Below are 15,652 nucleotides of genomic sequence, written 5' to 3' on the forward strand. Positions count from 1 at the left end.
CCTTAAATGAATTTGGTAATAACTTAAAAGGCTAAAAGTAATATAAAAAAGAACAGCATCCTCCGGTTACGGAAGGCGCTGTTCTAGCTGTACATTGAATTACAAATGTTATTCATAACCTGTTTGCGTTAGGTATCTGGTTTATAAGTTTTGAGGCCTTCGATTTCGAATGGATGGGTTTGAACGGAATTTGTGAAATTTAAATTTCACGCGGATGACATTCGAAAGCGTATATTTGTAAAAACGTTTACGCAAATATCACCCCACATTTCTTAGGGAATGTCCGCCTTTTTTTCTTGTCTTCGTGCCCGTTAAGCTAGGCCCGCATAAAATAAATTCATGAGATTAAAAGGAATGGCGGGATGGTCAGTGGATGAAATATGCGGAAGGGTTAAACCGGCAGGCACAAACCTGAGGGAGTCCGGTTTCTATCGGGATGTGTGGGAATGGGAAGCTTCCGTTTCCCCCGGAGCCGGGGAAAGGGTTGTACCTTTTGACTTTGGAGGAGCCGCTGAATATAGGGCCCCCAACACACTTGAACCGGAAGTTCACCCTTACCTGCAATCCTATACCCTTCAACCCGGAGGCGGATATGTGGCATATATTCGAAATGGGTGTGTTTGGGGACCATCTGGTTCTATTCTGACATGGGACAGCCAACTGATCTACGACCTGTCCCCGGAATACGATGGACAACTACACAGAATGCTGAAACCGGAAGAACATCCGGCTTTGCACCGGCGGGAGGCCAGGGAGCTTCAGGAGGTCCCTGGAACGGCTGCTGCATTGACTTTTTGCGGGAGTCATAACTATTTTCACTGGTTATATGATGTGCTGCCGCGGCTGGGGATGCTCAGGACTCTAAATATATCTTTTCAAACCCTCATCATGAATCCGAATCCTTATGGGGCTTTCGTGGAAGAGACCTTAGCTATGTTTGACGTACCGGAATCGTCCGTAATTCACACCGCCGATGACCGGGAAATTCAGACCGAGCGGCTGGTAGTTCCTTCCCTGATGATGAATTCCCATTATCCGCCTTGGACCACTGCTACCCTCCAGAGGTTTATGCTGCCCGGACACGTCACACCCCACCATTCACCAAGCCGTATTTTCATTTCCCGGGGCCAAGCTTCTGCCCGCCGGTTCACTAACGAGAACGAAGTCATCCGGCATTTGGAGGCGTACGGATTCGTTCCTGTTTGCCTGGAGGATTGGACCGTGGCCCAGCAGGTTCAGCTCTTTGCTTGTGCCAAAGCGATAGTTTCCCCGCATGGTGCGGGACTGGCCAATCTTGCTTTCTGCATGAAGGGAACCGTTGTTATCGAAATTTTTCATATCCGGCATGTAGTGCCTACTTACTGGATGATCAGCAACCACAACAAACTTGACTACTACATGATGTACGGACAAGATGACGGTACTGCACAGGACCGTTTTCCGGGACTTGCAGACTTCACGGTGGATTTGGACCGGCTGGAGCAAACACTTGTTATGGCTGGACTGAAGATGCAAGACGCATGAGCGGCTGTTCAGGTGAAGCAGACCATCATTACAAATTCCACTCTCATTCAAACAACTGCTTATGCTTATTGAAAAACTGATAAAAGAATTGGACATTGTCCAGCTCAAACCATTCTGCTGTCTGAAGAGGTTTTGCATCGAGGTTGTATATTTTTGCCTGCAGTGTGCCTAGAACATAGGGTGAATGAGTAGCAATGATGAATTGGCTGTCCAAATAACGCGCCAGCTCATTGATTTGCTCGGCCAGTTTTATCTGATTGGCTGGAGACAGTGATGTTTCCGGCTCGTCCAGTAAGTACAATTGCCCGGGCAGCAGATGTTCCTCGAAAAATTGCATGGATGTTTCGCCATTCGAGTATTTCTCTTGCGAGAACTGAATGTCGTCCAGCTTCTTCTTAAACGCATACGTTGCTTCATATTCTGCTGCCTGTTCTTTGCTCATTCCTTTGTTCATCTGCTCATATAGCAGTCCCTCACGCAGGACGGAGGCTTGTTGAATCTTCTTGACCTCATATAAAATATCCTCTGATTTCAGATACCGGCTTCCTTCTGGGAGCCGCCAGATTGCACGCTCTTGCTCATCCTGCCCGAGCTGATAGCTGCTCCTCTCCACAAACCGCTGAGCATAAATACTTTGCCCATAGCTCGTCATTCTTTCGGCTCCCGGAATCCCCAGCTTGCCCGAAATTACATTAAGTAACGTGGATTTGCCGCTGCCGTTATTGCCATAGAGCACCGTGATCCGGTCAAACAACAGCACCTCTCCGGCGATATGTTTAAAAACATGGTCAGGGTAGATGTTGGGATTGCGCTCAATTTCATCAGACAGTTTAAAGCTCCGCAAATAAATCATGGCTGTGCTCCTTCCTCTGTAGCTCCGCCATCCGCTCCCGGAGAACCCGGCTCCAGCCGGAAGTCATCACGGGCGGCATCCTTGAATAACGGCTCGGCAAATCGTGAGCCGGAATCGTTTCCTGTGCCGCGCTGGTAAGCGGTGAAACCGGTGTAAGGTTTCTTTTTCCAGACCCAGAACGCCTCATCCGCTCCAGCCTCAGCGTAATAAAGATTACCATCCACCGTGTTATTCCGGTTGCTCGTGTATTCGTTGCTGATGAAGACGCTGGAATCTCCAGCTACAATAATATTCTTACTAATCGTATTGCCGCTTAAGTTCGCTTGCAGATACAATTGTCCATTGCCGTCGCCCAAGAGGTCATTCTTGTACAGCGTATTGGATACAACCGTACTATCGCTGGTGCCACCGCGCTCTCCGTCATAACCGCCCATTGCAATGCCGGTCAGGCGATTGCGGTAGATCAGGTTGTCTTGTACCGTGATGCCGCTGGTTAGTCGTCCCTTATGCTCGGAAGCAAGCTCAATCCCAATGTCATTGTCGTATAGGCGGTTCTCCGCGACAAGGATTGACCTGCCCCCGTCAATGTATATCCCGCCCGCTGCATTGCTGCCGTTCGGCACAGAAGCGCCGTATGACGGATTAGTATTGGATGAAATCCCGTAGACTACATTACCTCGTACCGTTCCGTTCCTAGCCTGATCTACCGCCATGTCTTCGGCCGTACCTTCAAAGCCGATCAGGTCAATCCCGATGTTGTCATTGTCATGAATAATATTGTTCGTAATCGCAAAAGCATCCACATTGCCATTCACAGCCAGCGCTTCACTGGAACCGAGGATCAAATCATACACTTCATTGCCGTCAATGGTCAGGCCAACCAGGGCTGTGTCTGTTTCAGTACCGTACACCGCTATCCCGTGGGCATCTCTGCCGGAAAGCTCGTCCCCCTCAGGAATGGCGGTATTGGCGATGGAATGAATGCGGTTATTTAGTAACGAGATGTCCTTCCCTGAGCCGTGAATATAGATGCCTGCAGGCACTTCACCTCTGGTTGACGTCTTATAATTGCGAATTTCCAGTTCCCTTATGGTTACATAGCCCGCCTGACCAATCTCGATAAGTCCTTCCAGCCCGTTAACCGGCAGACCTTCCCCGTCAAGGACTGCTGTCTCATTGGGATAACCGGCGAACACGATAGGTCCCGCCGCCGCTGAGCCTCCTCTTGAGATGCGCAGCTTCTGATGATACACGCCTCCGCGAATATAGACGTAACTCCCCGGACCGGCATGATCGGCAGCATACTGAAGTGTCTTCCAGGGCGAATCTATTGTTCCCGGGTTAGTGTTATCTCCAGCTATAGATACGTAGTAGGTATTAGCGGCATCCTCCGGATCTGTATTTACAGTTGGCGAAGCTGGTGAGATGGGCGGAATGGAAGAGATTGGGGAGGTTGTATCCGGCAGCGGTGGATTCTGGCTGCCGGAACATCCCCAGATCATAAGCAAACAAAGTAAAATGGCGGATCGCTGGAAGTTTCTGAGCATATTCGCCGTCCTCTCAACTGCACTTCTATAATTGCGGTAATTCATTCCATTGATTATCATAATTGATTACCCTAATCAAGACAAACCAAGAGAGTCGTATTCTATGTAAAAGGGCTATATAGCAAAAAACAGACCCGGATAGGATCTGTGTGCGTACAATTCGAGAGACATCTGCATAGATCGCTGTAGAGGTAGACATAAATGTTGCATTTTTTACAACAATATTGGATTTGAGCCGATATGGAGAGGGGAATGTTGTATTATGTGCAGGATTTTATGAGAAGCTACAGAACTTCGTCTTAATCCCCAGAAAGCTGATGAACCGGGAAATTCCTGCGGCAACTGCAGCAGCCCGGAGCCCAAGAGTCCAAATATTCACGGTTGAAGGATTTGGTTGTCTCCCCCTGCTGCCGGATACGAAAGGCGAATCCCGTTTGAGCTTGGATGAAGTCCTTTTGCTGCAACCCGCACACCTGCCCTAACTAATTCCTCATTGTACTGTGTCATGGCTTGCCTGAGTTCCGGACTTGGGAGATTCCAGGCTCCGAATCCTCCAATGTATTTCAGGTCAGTCTGTCGCTGTACCGGAAGCACCATACTCTTCAATTTGAAGCTTAACCTCAAGGTGTACCGGAAGCCCGGTGAACGTCTGATCCCAATGCTCCTTCACTTTCCGCCATACCTCAGGATGCTGAATTCTCAGGGTTTTACCGAATCCGCCGACGTCGGCATGCAGCTCATGCTGCATTTTGTCAATTACAGTCTTTACCAGCTCCTTTACCTCCTTCTCCAGCTCCATGGCATCCCGTCTCATAAAAGCCGCATCCAATCGGTCCCCGTCTGTTGAGAAGGTTTCGGCGTACCGGCCTTTCGATTCGATCTTTACATGGAACGAAATCTGCCCCTCCTCCACAACCGCCTTGATCTTGCTGCTCATCGCTTTCACCTCATAGGTAATCAGCCGGCCGGTGTCATCCTTGTGGGTTTTGAGTACACCGCCTTTACCCTTGCCTGTCAGCCAGACTACACCCTCCAGCTCTTTCTCGCTCAAAAAACCGCTGAGCTTGCCTGACTCACCATCAATGATTCCGGCTCCGGCAAACTTCATTTCATTCTCCGCAGCAATAACATTCTGCAGCAGAAAGCTCTTCTTGCTGTGCAAAGGTCCAACAATCTTGGTAATGGTAACCGGGTCCCAGATGCGCAGGCTCCGGTCACGGTTGCCGAAGATGCCTTCGAGCACAAAGGCCGGTGTCTGGCCGGGCAGCACATTGTTCAGTACATCCTTGGCTTTCCCCTTGCTGACCAGGACCAGCACGCTCGGGCGGATATCATTATCCCGGCTGAAGAAATCAATCAGCTCCGACAGCTTCGTGGAACGGGCCAGCTTCTCGCCAATAACAATCACCTTTAAGTGGTGCCCGATCGGCTGGCGGTTGGTGCGCAGCGAGAGCTCGCGGATGGCCTCAAAGATAGAATCGCCGGTCTCGGTCATATTGTAGAAATTTCTTGAAGCAGCCCCTTCTTTTTTGGAGCCTACAGCGCCTTGCGGCACAATAAATTGATAGGTCGCTGATATCCGCTCACGCTTGGAATAATCTCCGCCCTCAGCCTCGAACTTCTTCTCAATCATACTCTCATCAGCCGCATCCAGTGCTACCGCCACTTCCATATTCAAATTCTCAATCGGTGCACTGCTCCAGCAGGCCGTTAACAGCATAATCTGAGCAATCGACACAATCAGCAGAATGCAGCGCTTCATGAACCGGCTCTCCGGAAATAAGCAATGAGCAGCAGCGGCAGCGGGATCAGTCCGAAGAGCACAATTGCCCAATTGCCAAGCCCAGTACCAAAGGCAAATAAATTATTAATGTTGTGCGGCACTTCCGTGATGATATACGCAACCGGCAGCAGCAGGAACAGGCAATGATCCAGCTTGAGGTTGAAGATATGCGAGACTCCCAGTGCAGCGCCGTAAAAAGAGATACAGAACGTACAGAAAATCTGCATAATCCAGATTACCAGCAGCAGCGACTCAAACCGTTCGAACAGAAGATTCACTTCAAAGCTGCGGATCAGGTCAATGAACGGCCAAGTCCGGGTAACCACTCCTTCTACAGAAAATGCCCCGATCGTCAGTATAACCGCCAGCAAATAAAAAACCATTGAGATCAGGGTTCCGATTACGAGAACTCTGCCGGCCCGTTTGGGCTTGTCCATAAAAGCAACAAGAAACAGCAGTGCTTCGCCCGCTGTATAGGTTAGGGCCGTTGGCTTAATTCCTCTCCAGACCGGAGCGAGGCCTTCTCCAAGTAAAGGCCGCAGATTGTCCAGATCGAACACCTTCAGGCTGAGCAGGCAGACGCCGAAGAATATGGCACCGGCCAAAGGAGCTACCAGTCTGCTTAGCCGTGATAAGGCATTGATTCCCCCTCTGCACAGATAAAGGGCGACCCACAGGAACAGGCCGGCTACTGCCCATGCAGGGGTACCTTCCAGGAGGAAAAACATAGTTACCTCCTGCATAGTACGCAGCTCATAGCCGGACACCGCGAGGAAATACCCGATGATCACCAGCCCGAGCAATACGGCGACCGGTTTACCGGTAATTTGGGTGCTGTATTGAAAAAAGGTCTGGCCCGGAAACCTCTGGCTGAGTCTGACAATAATAATACCTGTTATCATCGAACAGAGCGCCCCCAGTATTACTGAAATCCACACATCGGGCGTGCCTGCAGCCTGTACGGTTGTCCGGGGAAGGCTGAATATCCCGGCTACGAGAATGTAATTTACCATAATAATGGTCGCCTGACTCGTTGTAATTTTGTCATGGGCTTTAGTGATCATTGGCTCACCTCCCTTTCACTTAGGCTTATCTTTTACGCAGCTTATCCTTGGGCTCCAATAGTGAAGGACGGCGCTTCATCAACTGCAGCGGTACCCGGATAATAAAGTCGCGAAGGTCACTCATCCGGTTAGGGGTGATCATGCTCAGATAAGGCACACCGAAGCTCTTCAGCTTAATCAGATGACTGCTCAGCAGGAGGAAGAACAGTACTACACCGTACAGCCCGAAGGTAGCGGCGAAGAACATCGCGAAGAAGCGGAGAAACCGCAGGGTGATCCCTGCACTGTACATCGGCACCGAGAAGGAAGAGATCGCCGTAACGGCAACGACAATGACCAGAATCGGGCTGACAATCCCCGCTTCTACCGCCGCTTGGCCGATAATCAGACCGCCGACGATACCCATGGCCGGGCCAATCGGCTTAGGCAGACGCAGGCCCGCCTCACGCAGGATTTCGATCGAAATCTCCATAATGAGCGCTTCGATTAAGGTCGGGAATGGAACTCCCTGGCGTGAGCTCATGATCGAAATCGCCAGCTTGGTCGGAACCAGACCGGGATGGAAGGAGAGGAAGGAAATATAGAGCGCTGGAGCAAACAGTGATACGGAGGCGGCGAAGAAGCGCAGCATCCGCAGCAGGGAGCCGGAGAACCAGCGGTCATAATAATCCTCGGGGGATTGCAGCAGCATCCCGAACGTCACCGGCATGATCAAAGCAAACGGCGTGCCGTCAAGCAAAATGGCAGCCCTTCCCTCCAGCAGTGCGGCCATCACCCGGTCCGGCCGTTCCGTATTCTGAATCTGCTGGAAAGGGCTGAGATAATTGTCCTCTACCAGCTGTTCGATATAACCGGATTCCTGCACATCATCGATATTAATCGTATGAATTCTCCGGGTGATTTCTGCAATCAGTTCATCATTAGCTATCCCTTTAATGTAGGTTAGTATCAGCTCTTTCTCGACTCTTTCCCCGACAGTAAAAGAAATCATCGCAAGATCGGTGTTCTGTCCGTGCCTGCGCAGCATGGCCGTATTGTCGCTCAGCGCTTCCGTGAAGCCGATCCGCGGGCCGCGCAGCAGCGCTTCCGAGATCGGTTCCTCTACACTTCTTGTATTCCCTTTAGACGTCCCCAGGATGAAGACCTCGTTCAATCCTTCGATCAGCAGCACCGCAGAGCCGAATAACACCTTTTTGAGCGACATGTCCAGCTGATTGGTGAATTCAACTTCCGAGACCAGCACCACCTGATGGACAATGATTTCTTTCAGGCTCGCCGGATCAGGCGGAGTGTCCATCCCTTCAAATGGACGTGCTGCGTTCATCAGCGGCCTTAGGATATTGCGGTCCATCCCATCCTTGTCGGTGAGGCCGTCCAGAAAGAACAGCGCTGCCTTCAATTTCAGGGTCCCTACACGTAGCTCCCGTACATTAACATCCGACATATCCGCACTGATCTCCCTAAAGGTCTGTAGATCCTGCTGAAATTGTCCGGTATAGGTTAACGTTGGCTGCTGATTTTTCTGCGAAACCTTTGAAGGAACGATCTTATGATTCTTCACGGCTTCACTGGTTTGCTCCGCTTCACCGGTATCCTCGGAGCTTGGCACGCCTCCGCCCTTCTGCCCTTCAGCCCGTCTTCCCCGGGTACTTGCCTTGCCTTCCTTAGCGCGAAGCCACAGCATGCATCTTGTCAAAATGACCGGAACAATAAAAATAATAAGTGCCTGCATGCACACACTCCAGCCGGGAATGTAACCCGTAATGCTCTTCCACAACACAAACACCCCCTCTGATCGTAACCCTTATTTTGGCCGAAGCTGGATAATTCATGCACACCTGCCAATTTAAAAACGGTAAAGTGCTGCTCCCTGCATTTCCGTACACGCAAAAATAGCCATATGACCCACTTGGAGGGTCATATGGCTGTTTATTAGGTGCAAAAGCTGTTAATCAGATCTTTACGGAGTAGGCTCTTCATGCGGTTCGTTAATGATTTCTTCCCTTGATTAACCGCTGGCGGGTAACTTTACTTTGGAGATTAGCCAGCCCCTAACTTTGTCTAATCTGACTATATTCAGCGACTTTCCATTGTCCTTCTTGATAAACTAATATCATTTCCAAAGCGATTGCCCCTTCATTTGAACGATATTTACTTATTTCAATAGTCATCTCATTCTTGTTGTCCGGCTGCTTCTGCTTTTCAATGGTCAAAAGTATGCCTTTAAGCATATTTTCATCCTTCTTATATAGTTTCTTTTCCATCAATTGCTCATAGCTGTAGTTATAAATTTTCACTTTATATTTTTTTTGTAGGTATTCTTCAATACCTTGCTTTTCAGAATTTTCTAAAGAAATCCCCTCATTTAAAACCAGAGAAATATACTCCATATTTGCATTAAGGGCAGTATCGGTTGAAATTAATTCATCTAACGCAACACGAAAAGGTTCCGCAAGTTCATTTGGCGAATCTGTGCTAGTAACATCTCTAGCGCAAGCTGATGTTAGGAGAATCAGAAAGATGCTTAAAATCAATGAAAAAAATTTCATTTTAATTACAATTCCTCCTTTTTGTAAAACTACTAAATTAACGCAATTAAATACAAGAAGTTGCGCTAACAGCATAAAAAGCAGCCAGCCGGCTGCTTTTTATGCCTTTTCCGTTAGATTTTGCTTTCTTCGCCTTCAGGAAGATATGACCTTGGAATTTCGTATTCATTATTATACTGTTCGAGATTATTTATTTCATTTTGAAAATTGTTGAAATCAAAACTTTGGGTATCGGTATTATTTTCGATTATGTCTTTTGGTTGAATACCTCCAAGAATAAACTTTCCTTGAGCTTGTCCTACTAAGTAATAGCCAAAATCGTCTTTATCGGGTCTCAATCCTTTATTACTACTAAGGAATACAACAGCTTCTTCTCCAACTTTAAATGTCGGAGCAGCTGATTCATCAAGAGTATATAAAATATCATCTGTTTCCCCACCGTTTACCCGTATTTCAACTGTCTCGCCCGGTTCTCCTTTGAAAACCGTTTGAACCCTAATCAAAGTATCAGTCACGGGAAATCCCTCGAAGTCTTTTACTACTTCTTGGGATATTACCTTGCCTGAAACAATAACATCTGCTTCATTTACAAGCTGATTTTTGTCATATTGAATAACTTCGGGTTCAGAATGAATGATAATCTTACCCTTATTAGTTGAATCGGAGCTTTCATCATTATCTGTTGTTTTAAATAGATTGCTTTTCCATCTCGACACGGAGTACTGTGCCGCTTCTCGATCAGCAGCTGTCAACGTTCTCTTGTAGTCAGTATTAGTCGAACTCGATCCGAACATTGTATCTTCATAAACTGGGGAATGATCAACACGAAGGGTATGACCGAATTCATGAGTGAATGAACTTTGGATATCATAATAGTCCGGTTTTGGTGAATTCGCCCAATTTAAACTGGAATTCACCCTAAGATCTGATTCAATAACTATATTTGAAGAAAGATAAAAATTATTCTCAATTGTATATGAGGTAGCTCCATAAGGATACTTTGTAATGGTAAAGATGCTATTCTGGCTGGGTTGAGTATCATTCGTATCTGCAGCTGACTTATACATAAAATTACCTGAAGGCAAAGCATTATTCCATTCACTCATAGCAGTTTGAATTTGTGTTTTTGTAGCAGCATCAAATGTGGATTGAGCATAGTATGTGACGCTTGATTTTCCCTGAGACCAAATCCTAGATAGAATATCATGCTGGTACGCAGCGAATGATGTACCTGAACTGCTCACTAATAAAATCAACGAACCTGCCAGAACAAAATGTTTTCTAAACTGTTTCTTCGACATTCAATTACCTCCCAGTAGAATTTATGTATATCTTCAAATGGTAAAAATGGGATATACATATATTATAGACGCATAATATATGGTATAGTTTCCCTTTATATAGTAATTATATGGTATAAATACCTTTGCAATATTCTCATAGAGCTTTGTCAGTGTCAGAAAGATACGTACCACAAAGAATCATTAATATTTTGATGGAGTTGGGATCGCTTTGGCTAGCACGAAATCATCATTTTTTTACAGACGTGTAATAAATGCTTATCGGGGCGATCTAGAATAATGGTTCACCCTTAGACGAAAAACCATTCGTAAGTTTTAAACGAATGGTTTACAAATTGCTGAAATTAATCTGACAGCATTGATTTTAGCCCTCGTACGGTTCAAATACTTGGTGCAGTTCAATTTATTTTACACGTTCAGCCAGAAAACTGCGGATGAGGCTCACACTGAGTTCCAGATCTTCTTCGAGCGGGAAATGCCCTGTATCTAACAAATGAACCTCCACATCTTTTAAATCCTTTTGAAAGGCTAAGGCTCCCTCCGGTCCAAAGAAAAAGTCGTTTTTACCCCACGCAGCGAGTAAAGGCGGCTGAGAGTTCCGGAAGTATTCCTGCCAGACCGGATATTGTTTCAAATTATTCTGATAATCGTAAGAGAGAGCCAGTTGAATGTCTTGATTCCCCGGACGATCCAGGGCAATTTGGTCCATATTCCAGTTATCAGGGCTTATGGCCTCAGGATTACGGGTTCCATTCACATACTGAAACTTCGTCAGTTCCGGTGTCAGCAGATTGAGCATACCTTCAAGACTGGCCGGATTCCCGGGATCATTCCAAAAGGCACGCATCGGTGCCCATGACTCTCCGATTCCCTCTTCATAAGCATTTCCGTTCTGTGAAATAATGGCTTGAACGCGTTCCGGATGCATATGGGCCAAACGGAAGCCTACCGGAGCACCATAATCATGAACATACAGGATATATTGATTCAGGTTCAATTGTTCAACGAATGCATTGATCAGCAAGGCCAGATTGTCGAAGGTATACGTGAATTCTGAAGTTGACGGCTGATCGCTGTTCCCGAAACCGGGATAGTCCGGAGCTACGATATGGTAATCGACTTCGAGTTCACGAATAAGGTTTCTGTACATGTGCGATGAAGAAGGAAATCCATGCAGCAGAAGAAGTGTAGGCTTCTCCCTGCTCCCTGCCTCGCGGTAAAAAATATTCAAACCTTCAACTTGTGCATAGCTGTATTGTATAGTCATTGAACCAACCTCCCCATTATTACCGGTAACCAGCTTACCTGTTCCGATACTCAATAGTATACATACAGGTCTGTATAGTTTCAAGTTATTTTTTTAGATTTATCATTTGCGTAGTAACCGTGGGCCATTTATAATAGATAGACTGATCTGTATACTTTTGAAATACTGTGAACCGGAGGGAATCCTGTGGCTAATAAAAGTAAAAAAGAACATATCCTAACTGTCGCCTCCGACTTATTTAATAAACAGGGAATCCGGGCTACCGGTGTAGACCAGGTTGTTTCTGAATCGAACATAGCCAAAATGACGCTCTACAATCATTTCCGTTCCAAGGATGAGCTTGTCCTTGCTTATCTCATGAAGTACGATGACGAATGGAGAAAACGGTTCGAAGACTCAGTCAACAAGAGCGCAAAAACACCCAGGGATAAATTATTAGCTGTATTCGATATGCTTGGAGAATGGTTCGGGGAGCCGGAATTTAATGGCTGCGTCTATATTAAGACGGCAGCGGAATTCATGGATCACTCCCATCCTTACTATGAAGCAGCCCGTAATTACAAAGCTTTTATGAAAAAATACATCGATTCTGTTCTGAATGAATGTCCGTCTGTGAATCGCGAAGCCTTATCCAGCGGTCTGTCTCTGTTAGTGGAAGGCGCGATTACTGCAGCCATGCTGCAGACCGATCCCAAGCCTGCGGAGCATGCCCGGGAAACCGCCAAGGTGATCATTGATTATTATCTGCAAAGCAAATAATAAGTAAGCCGGTCCCGAAAGGGACCGGCTTCATTTAACTTTTTAAGATTAATCCCGTTTGTTCTCTACAGATTTCATACGGTTCTGATCGTCAGGCACACGGTCAACACTAAATTCCTGGCCGGCTTCTGCCTCGCCATGGGCGCTGACACTTCGGGCAAAATTGGTGAACTGCTTTTTGTGCTCATCTTGCTCGTGCTTTAGACGAAGAAGCTCCTTCGAATCCTGATTTGTCATTGTCTTAACCTCCCGGGGAATTCAAAATGCCGCGATTTACGATCATCTTTTATCAACTTTTCCATTGATTACAATGCCCTGATTCGTATGATTTATTCGTATTTCGTCCTGCTCTCAACAGTCCTCCAGCTGTCCGAAAGGCCAGCTGCTTACCTCGCATTGACCATATGTATCATCACCTGCCGCCACCACCGTGCCATCTGACTTAAGCCCGACACTGTGAGCACAGCCTGCCGCAACCGCCACGATACCGCGCCAGTCACTTATATTGCATTCGCCGTGTTTATTCCAGCCTTGAACTTCCACAGTACCGTCTGCTTTCAGCCCGATAGTATGATGACTCCCGGATGCTATCGCCACTATGTCCTGCCAGGTGTTTACGTTACATTGGCCTTCGTGATTCCGGCCTGCTGCAACTACCGTGCCATCTGCTCGAAGTCCGACGGTATGGAGATAACCTGCCGCAACCGCCACTATATTGCGCCAGCTGCTTACATTGGATTGGCCATACCGGTTATTCCCCGTGATTGTCACCGTACCGTCCCTTGTAAGTCCGGCGGTATGCCAATCGCCAGCTGCAACCGCTATAATGTCACGCCAGCTGTGTACATCGCATTGACCTTCATTATTCCGGCCCACGGCCACTACCTTGCCACCCGATTGAATGCCAACCGAACGGCGCCAACCCGCAGCAACCGCCACGATACCCTGCCAGCCGTTTACCTCGCATTGATTATGCTTATTCCAGCCCACAGCGGCCACCGTACCGTCTAATCTGAGTCCGAGGGTATGTGAATTACCCGTATGGGCATTAGCTGCAGCAATTGCCACCATATCCTGCCAGCCGCTTACGTCACATTGACCATATTTATTGTCGCCCACTGCCATTACCGCCCCATCCGGCCTAAGCAGGACCGTATGACGATAACCAGCTGCTATGGAAGGCACTTTTTCCACCACATTCATGAATCTCGCTCCTTCATTGAAGACTTCGGTATATTTGCGGCTCCCTCTATAGAGATTGAACTTGTATTTTTCTAACATGGGATTGCCGTGACTCCAAAGAATGTTTGGCCCTCCGGCCGCTGTTGTCTGCAGATTTCTTGATTTGTACCGCTATTCGCGGTGGAAATCCGCAGACAAAGGCGGACGCTATCGCTCCTACAGTTCCAAAATTCTCCTCCGCCACTTTTCCCTGTCCGTATATTTTTAAGTTCAATCTATATAGAGTATCTATCCTTGGCTGTCTTATCAAGCGCTGAATCCAGATCCTACTGTGCTAAACTCACCAAGTCCGGCTGCAATTTGTTCCGCAGAACATACAGCATGATGGCCCCGACCAGGAACGCCACGACATCGGAAATGACCAGCGACCAGACCACCCCATGGAATCCGTTCATCCGGTTGGCGATGTAGAGCACAGGTATCAGAGTGGCGCCTTGAATCACTGACATAATGAAGGCGGCGGTCCCTTGTGCTGTTGCCTGGAAGATCCCCGTGAATAGCGTCGTCATACCTGTAATGAACAAGGACAAGAACGTGACATGCAGAATGTAGCTGCCCATTTCAATTAATTGCGGATCATTGGTGAATAGACCAATTAAGTGGTCAGAGACCAGGTAGACGATAACGCCGAACAAGATGGCTAACGCCAGAATTGTTTTAATGGTGAATTGAATGGTATGCTTCATGCGCAACCGGTTGGCTGTAAAAGAGAAGGCAATAAGCGGCACGACGCCCTCGCTTAAGCCCATCAGGATTAACTCGGGGAATTGCAGCAGTCGTGAGGAAATTCCGAAGCCCGCAATAGCCTGCTCCCCATATTCGACCAGATAACGGTTAAAGATGAGTGACATGGCACCCATGAAGAGACTCATCACAAAGACGGGAACTCCGATTTTGAATACATTGCCCAGAATGACCTTGGTAGCCTTGAATTGTTTCAGTGAGACCGTTAAGAATTGACTCTTAAATCCTATATGATAGGCGTAATAAGCACTCGCAACTATGTTAGAAATGACCGTGGCAGACGCAACACCGATTACATCCCAGTGGAAGACGAAGATGACCAGCGCATCGAGAATTATATTCACGGCCACACTAAGCAGCATACCAATCATAGATGTTATCGCGGCTCCCTCCGAGCGCACAATATTCTCCAGTGTGAAGAACAATACGACGAAGGGTGAGCCAATAAGCATAATGGTAACGTAGTCCTTGGTAAATCCGAAGGAGTCAGGCGTTGCCCCCAGGCCATGTACGATAGAATTAATGAGCGGCAGGCCGACGGCCATCGCGATAAGACCGAGAACCAGGCTGCTGTAAAAGGCGAATGCAGACACATGCTTAACATCAGCCGTATTTTTCTCTCCCAACAGACGGGAAATGAAGGCACTGCTGCCGACTCCAATCAGGTTACCCAGCGCCATAATGACCGCGAATAACGGTAAGGTTAAGGCAAGTGCAGTTAACATGGCAGTATTATTAAGGGTGCCTATGAAAAAGGCGTTTAAAATGGAATAGATGACACTCATTGACGTTCCAAGCATCATGGGTATTGCGAAGTGCGCTACGGCTTTTGCAACCGGTGCTTTCTCAAAGTAATGGAGGTTTTCTGTATCCATGCGATTCACCACTTTCTTCGTGTATGTTAGTCTCTACATTAGTTAGAATTCTAACTATAAATTGATTACGAACTTTGCGCCGCACCAAACAAACCCGTAACAAATGACAATACGGGTCTCGTGAGCGGGTGTTGACTAATCGTC

General features: G+C 47.4%; 13 protein-coding genes. 2 read left to right on the top strand and 11 right to left on the bottom strand.

Annotated features, from left to right (window positions below; all coding sequences use genetic code 11):
- Window positions 1-594: 594 nt before the first annotated feature.
- Window positions 595-1,524, top strand: a complete 930-nt coding sequence (locus NSQ73_RS14985) for a glycosyltransferase family 61 protein (RefSeq protein ID WP_340987063.1) — start codon at window positions 595-597, stop codon at window positions 1,522-1,524.
- Between the two features lie 43 nt (window positions 1,525-1,567).
- On the opposite strand, the gene NSQ73_RS14990 is transcribed toward NSQ73_RS14985, so the two are convergent.
- From NSQ73_RS14990 to NSQ73_RS15030, 8 genes are all read right to left on the bottom strand, one after another.
- A complete protein-coding gene (locus NSQ73_RS14990; protein ID WP_340987064.1) occupies window positions 1,568-2,377 on the bottom strand; it encodes an AAA family ATPase in 810 nt (269 codons plus the stop codon).
- A complete protein-coding gene (locus tag NSQ73_RS14995; protein WP_340987065.1) occupies window positions 2,374-3,924 on the bottom strand; it encodes a DUF5123 domain-containing protein in 1,551 nt (516 codons plus the stop codon). Before NSQ73_RS14995 ends, NSQ73_RS14990 begins: the two co-directional genes overlap by 4 nt.
- Window positions 3,925-4,492: 568 nt before the next feature.
- Complete coding sequence (locus NSQ73_RS15005; protein ID WP_340987067.1) at window positions 4,493-5,686, bottom strand: Ger(x)C family spore germination protein; 1,194 nt, start codon at window positions 5,684-5,686, stop codon at window positions 4,493-4,495.
- Window positions 5,683-6,771: a GerAB/ArcD/ProY family transporter gene (locus tag NSQ73_RS15010; protein WP_340987068.1), complete on the bottom strand. Its 1,089-nt coding sequence runs from the start codon at window positions 6,769-6,771 to the stop codon at window positions 5,683-5,685. The genes NSQ73_RS15005 and NSQ73_RS15010 overlap by 4 nt, the downstream gene beginning before the upstream one ends.
- A 25-nt stretch (window positions 6,772-6,796) precedes the next feature.
- Complete coding sequence (locus NSQ73_RS15015) at window positions 6,797-8,548, bottom strand: spore germination protein (RefSeq protein WP_340987069.1); 1,752 nt, start codon at window positions 8,546-8,548, stop codon at window positions 6,797-6,799.
- A gap of 274 nt (window positions 8,549-8,822) precedes the next feature.
- A complete protein-coding gene (locus NSQ73_RS15020) occupies window positions 8,823-9,320 on the bottom strand; it encodes a hypothetical protein (RefSeq protein WP_340987070.1) in 498 nt (165 codons plus the stop codon).
- A 113-nt stretch (window positions 9,321-9,433) separates the two neighbouring features.
- Window positions 9,434-10,621 carry a matrixin family metalloprotease gene (locus NSQ73_RS15025; protein ID WP_340987071.1) on the bottom strand — a complete coding sequence of 396 codons (1,188 nt, stop codon included), beginning with the start codon at window positions 10,619-10,621 and terminating at the stop codon, window positions 9,434-9,436.
- A 403-nt stretch (window positions 10,622-11,024) separates the two neighbouring features.
- Window positions 11,025-11,888 (bottom strand): alpha/beta fold hydrolase, encoded by an 864-nt coding sequence (locus NSQ73_RS15030; RefSeq protein ID WP_340987072.1) that lies wholly within the window; start codon window positions 11,886-11,888, stop codon window positions 11,025-11,027.
- A gap of 186 nt (window positions 11,889-12,074) precedes the next feature.
- Between NSQ73_RS15030 and NSQ73_RS15035 the strand changes: the two genes are divergently transcribed.
- A complete protein-coding gene (locus NSQ73_RS15035; RefSeq protein WP_340987073.1) occupies window positions 12,075-12,647 on the top strand; it encodes a TetR/AcrR family transcriptional regulator in 573 nt (190 codons plus the stop codon).
- Window positions 12,648-12,695: 48 nt separating this feature from the next.
- On the opposite strand, the gene NSQ73_RS15040 is transcribed toward NSQ73_RS15035, so the two are convergent.
- The 3 genes from NSQ73_RS15040 to NSQ73_RS15050 all read right to left on the bottom strand — a co-directional run bounded on the left by NSQ73_RS15040 (window position 12,696) and on the right by NSQ73_RS15050 (window position 15,508).
- The gene (locus NSQ73_RS15040) at window positions 12,696-12,884 is read right to left on the bottom strand and encodes a hypothetical protein (RefSeq protein ID WP_340987074.1); all 189 of its coding nucleotides are present in this window, start codon (window positions 12,882-12,884) and stop codon (window positions 12,696-12,698) included.
- A gap of 114 nt (window positions 12,885-12,998) precedes the next feature.
- Window positions 12,999-13,850: an RCC1 domain-containing protein gene (locus NSQ73_RS15045; RefSeq protein WP_340987075.1), complete on the bottom strand. Its 852-nt coding sequence runs from the start codon at window positions 13,848-13,850 to the stop codon at window positions 12,999-13,001.
- Window positions 13,851-14,155: 305 nt separating this feature from the next.
- Complete coding sequence (locus NSQ73_RS15050) at window positions 14,156-15,508, bottom strand: MATE family efflux transporter (RefSeq protein WP_340987076.1); 1,353 nt, start codon at window positions 15,506-15,508, stop codon at window positions 14,156-14,158.
- Window positions 15,509-15,652: the final 144 nt, after the last annotated feature.

The organism is Paenibacillus sp. FSL R10-2736, assembly GCF_038000245.1.
In the GTDB taxonomy this organism is placed as follows: Bacteria; Bacillota; Bacilli; order Paenibacillales; family Paenibacillaceae; genus Paenibacillus_AQ; species Paenibacillus_AQ phytohabitans.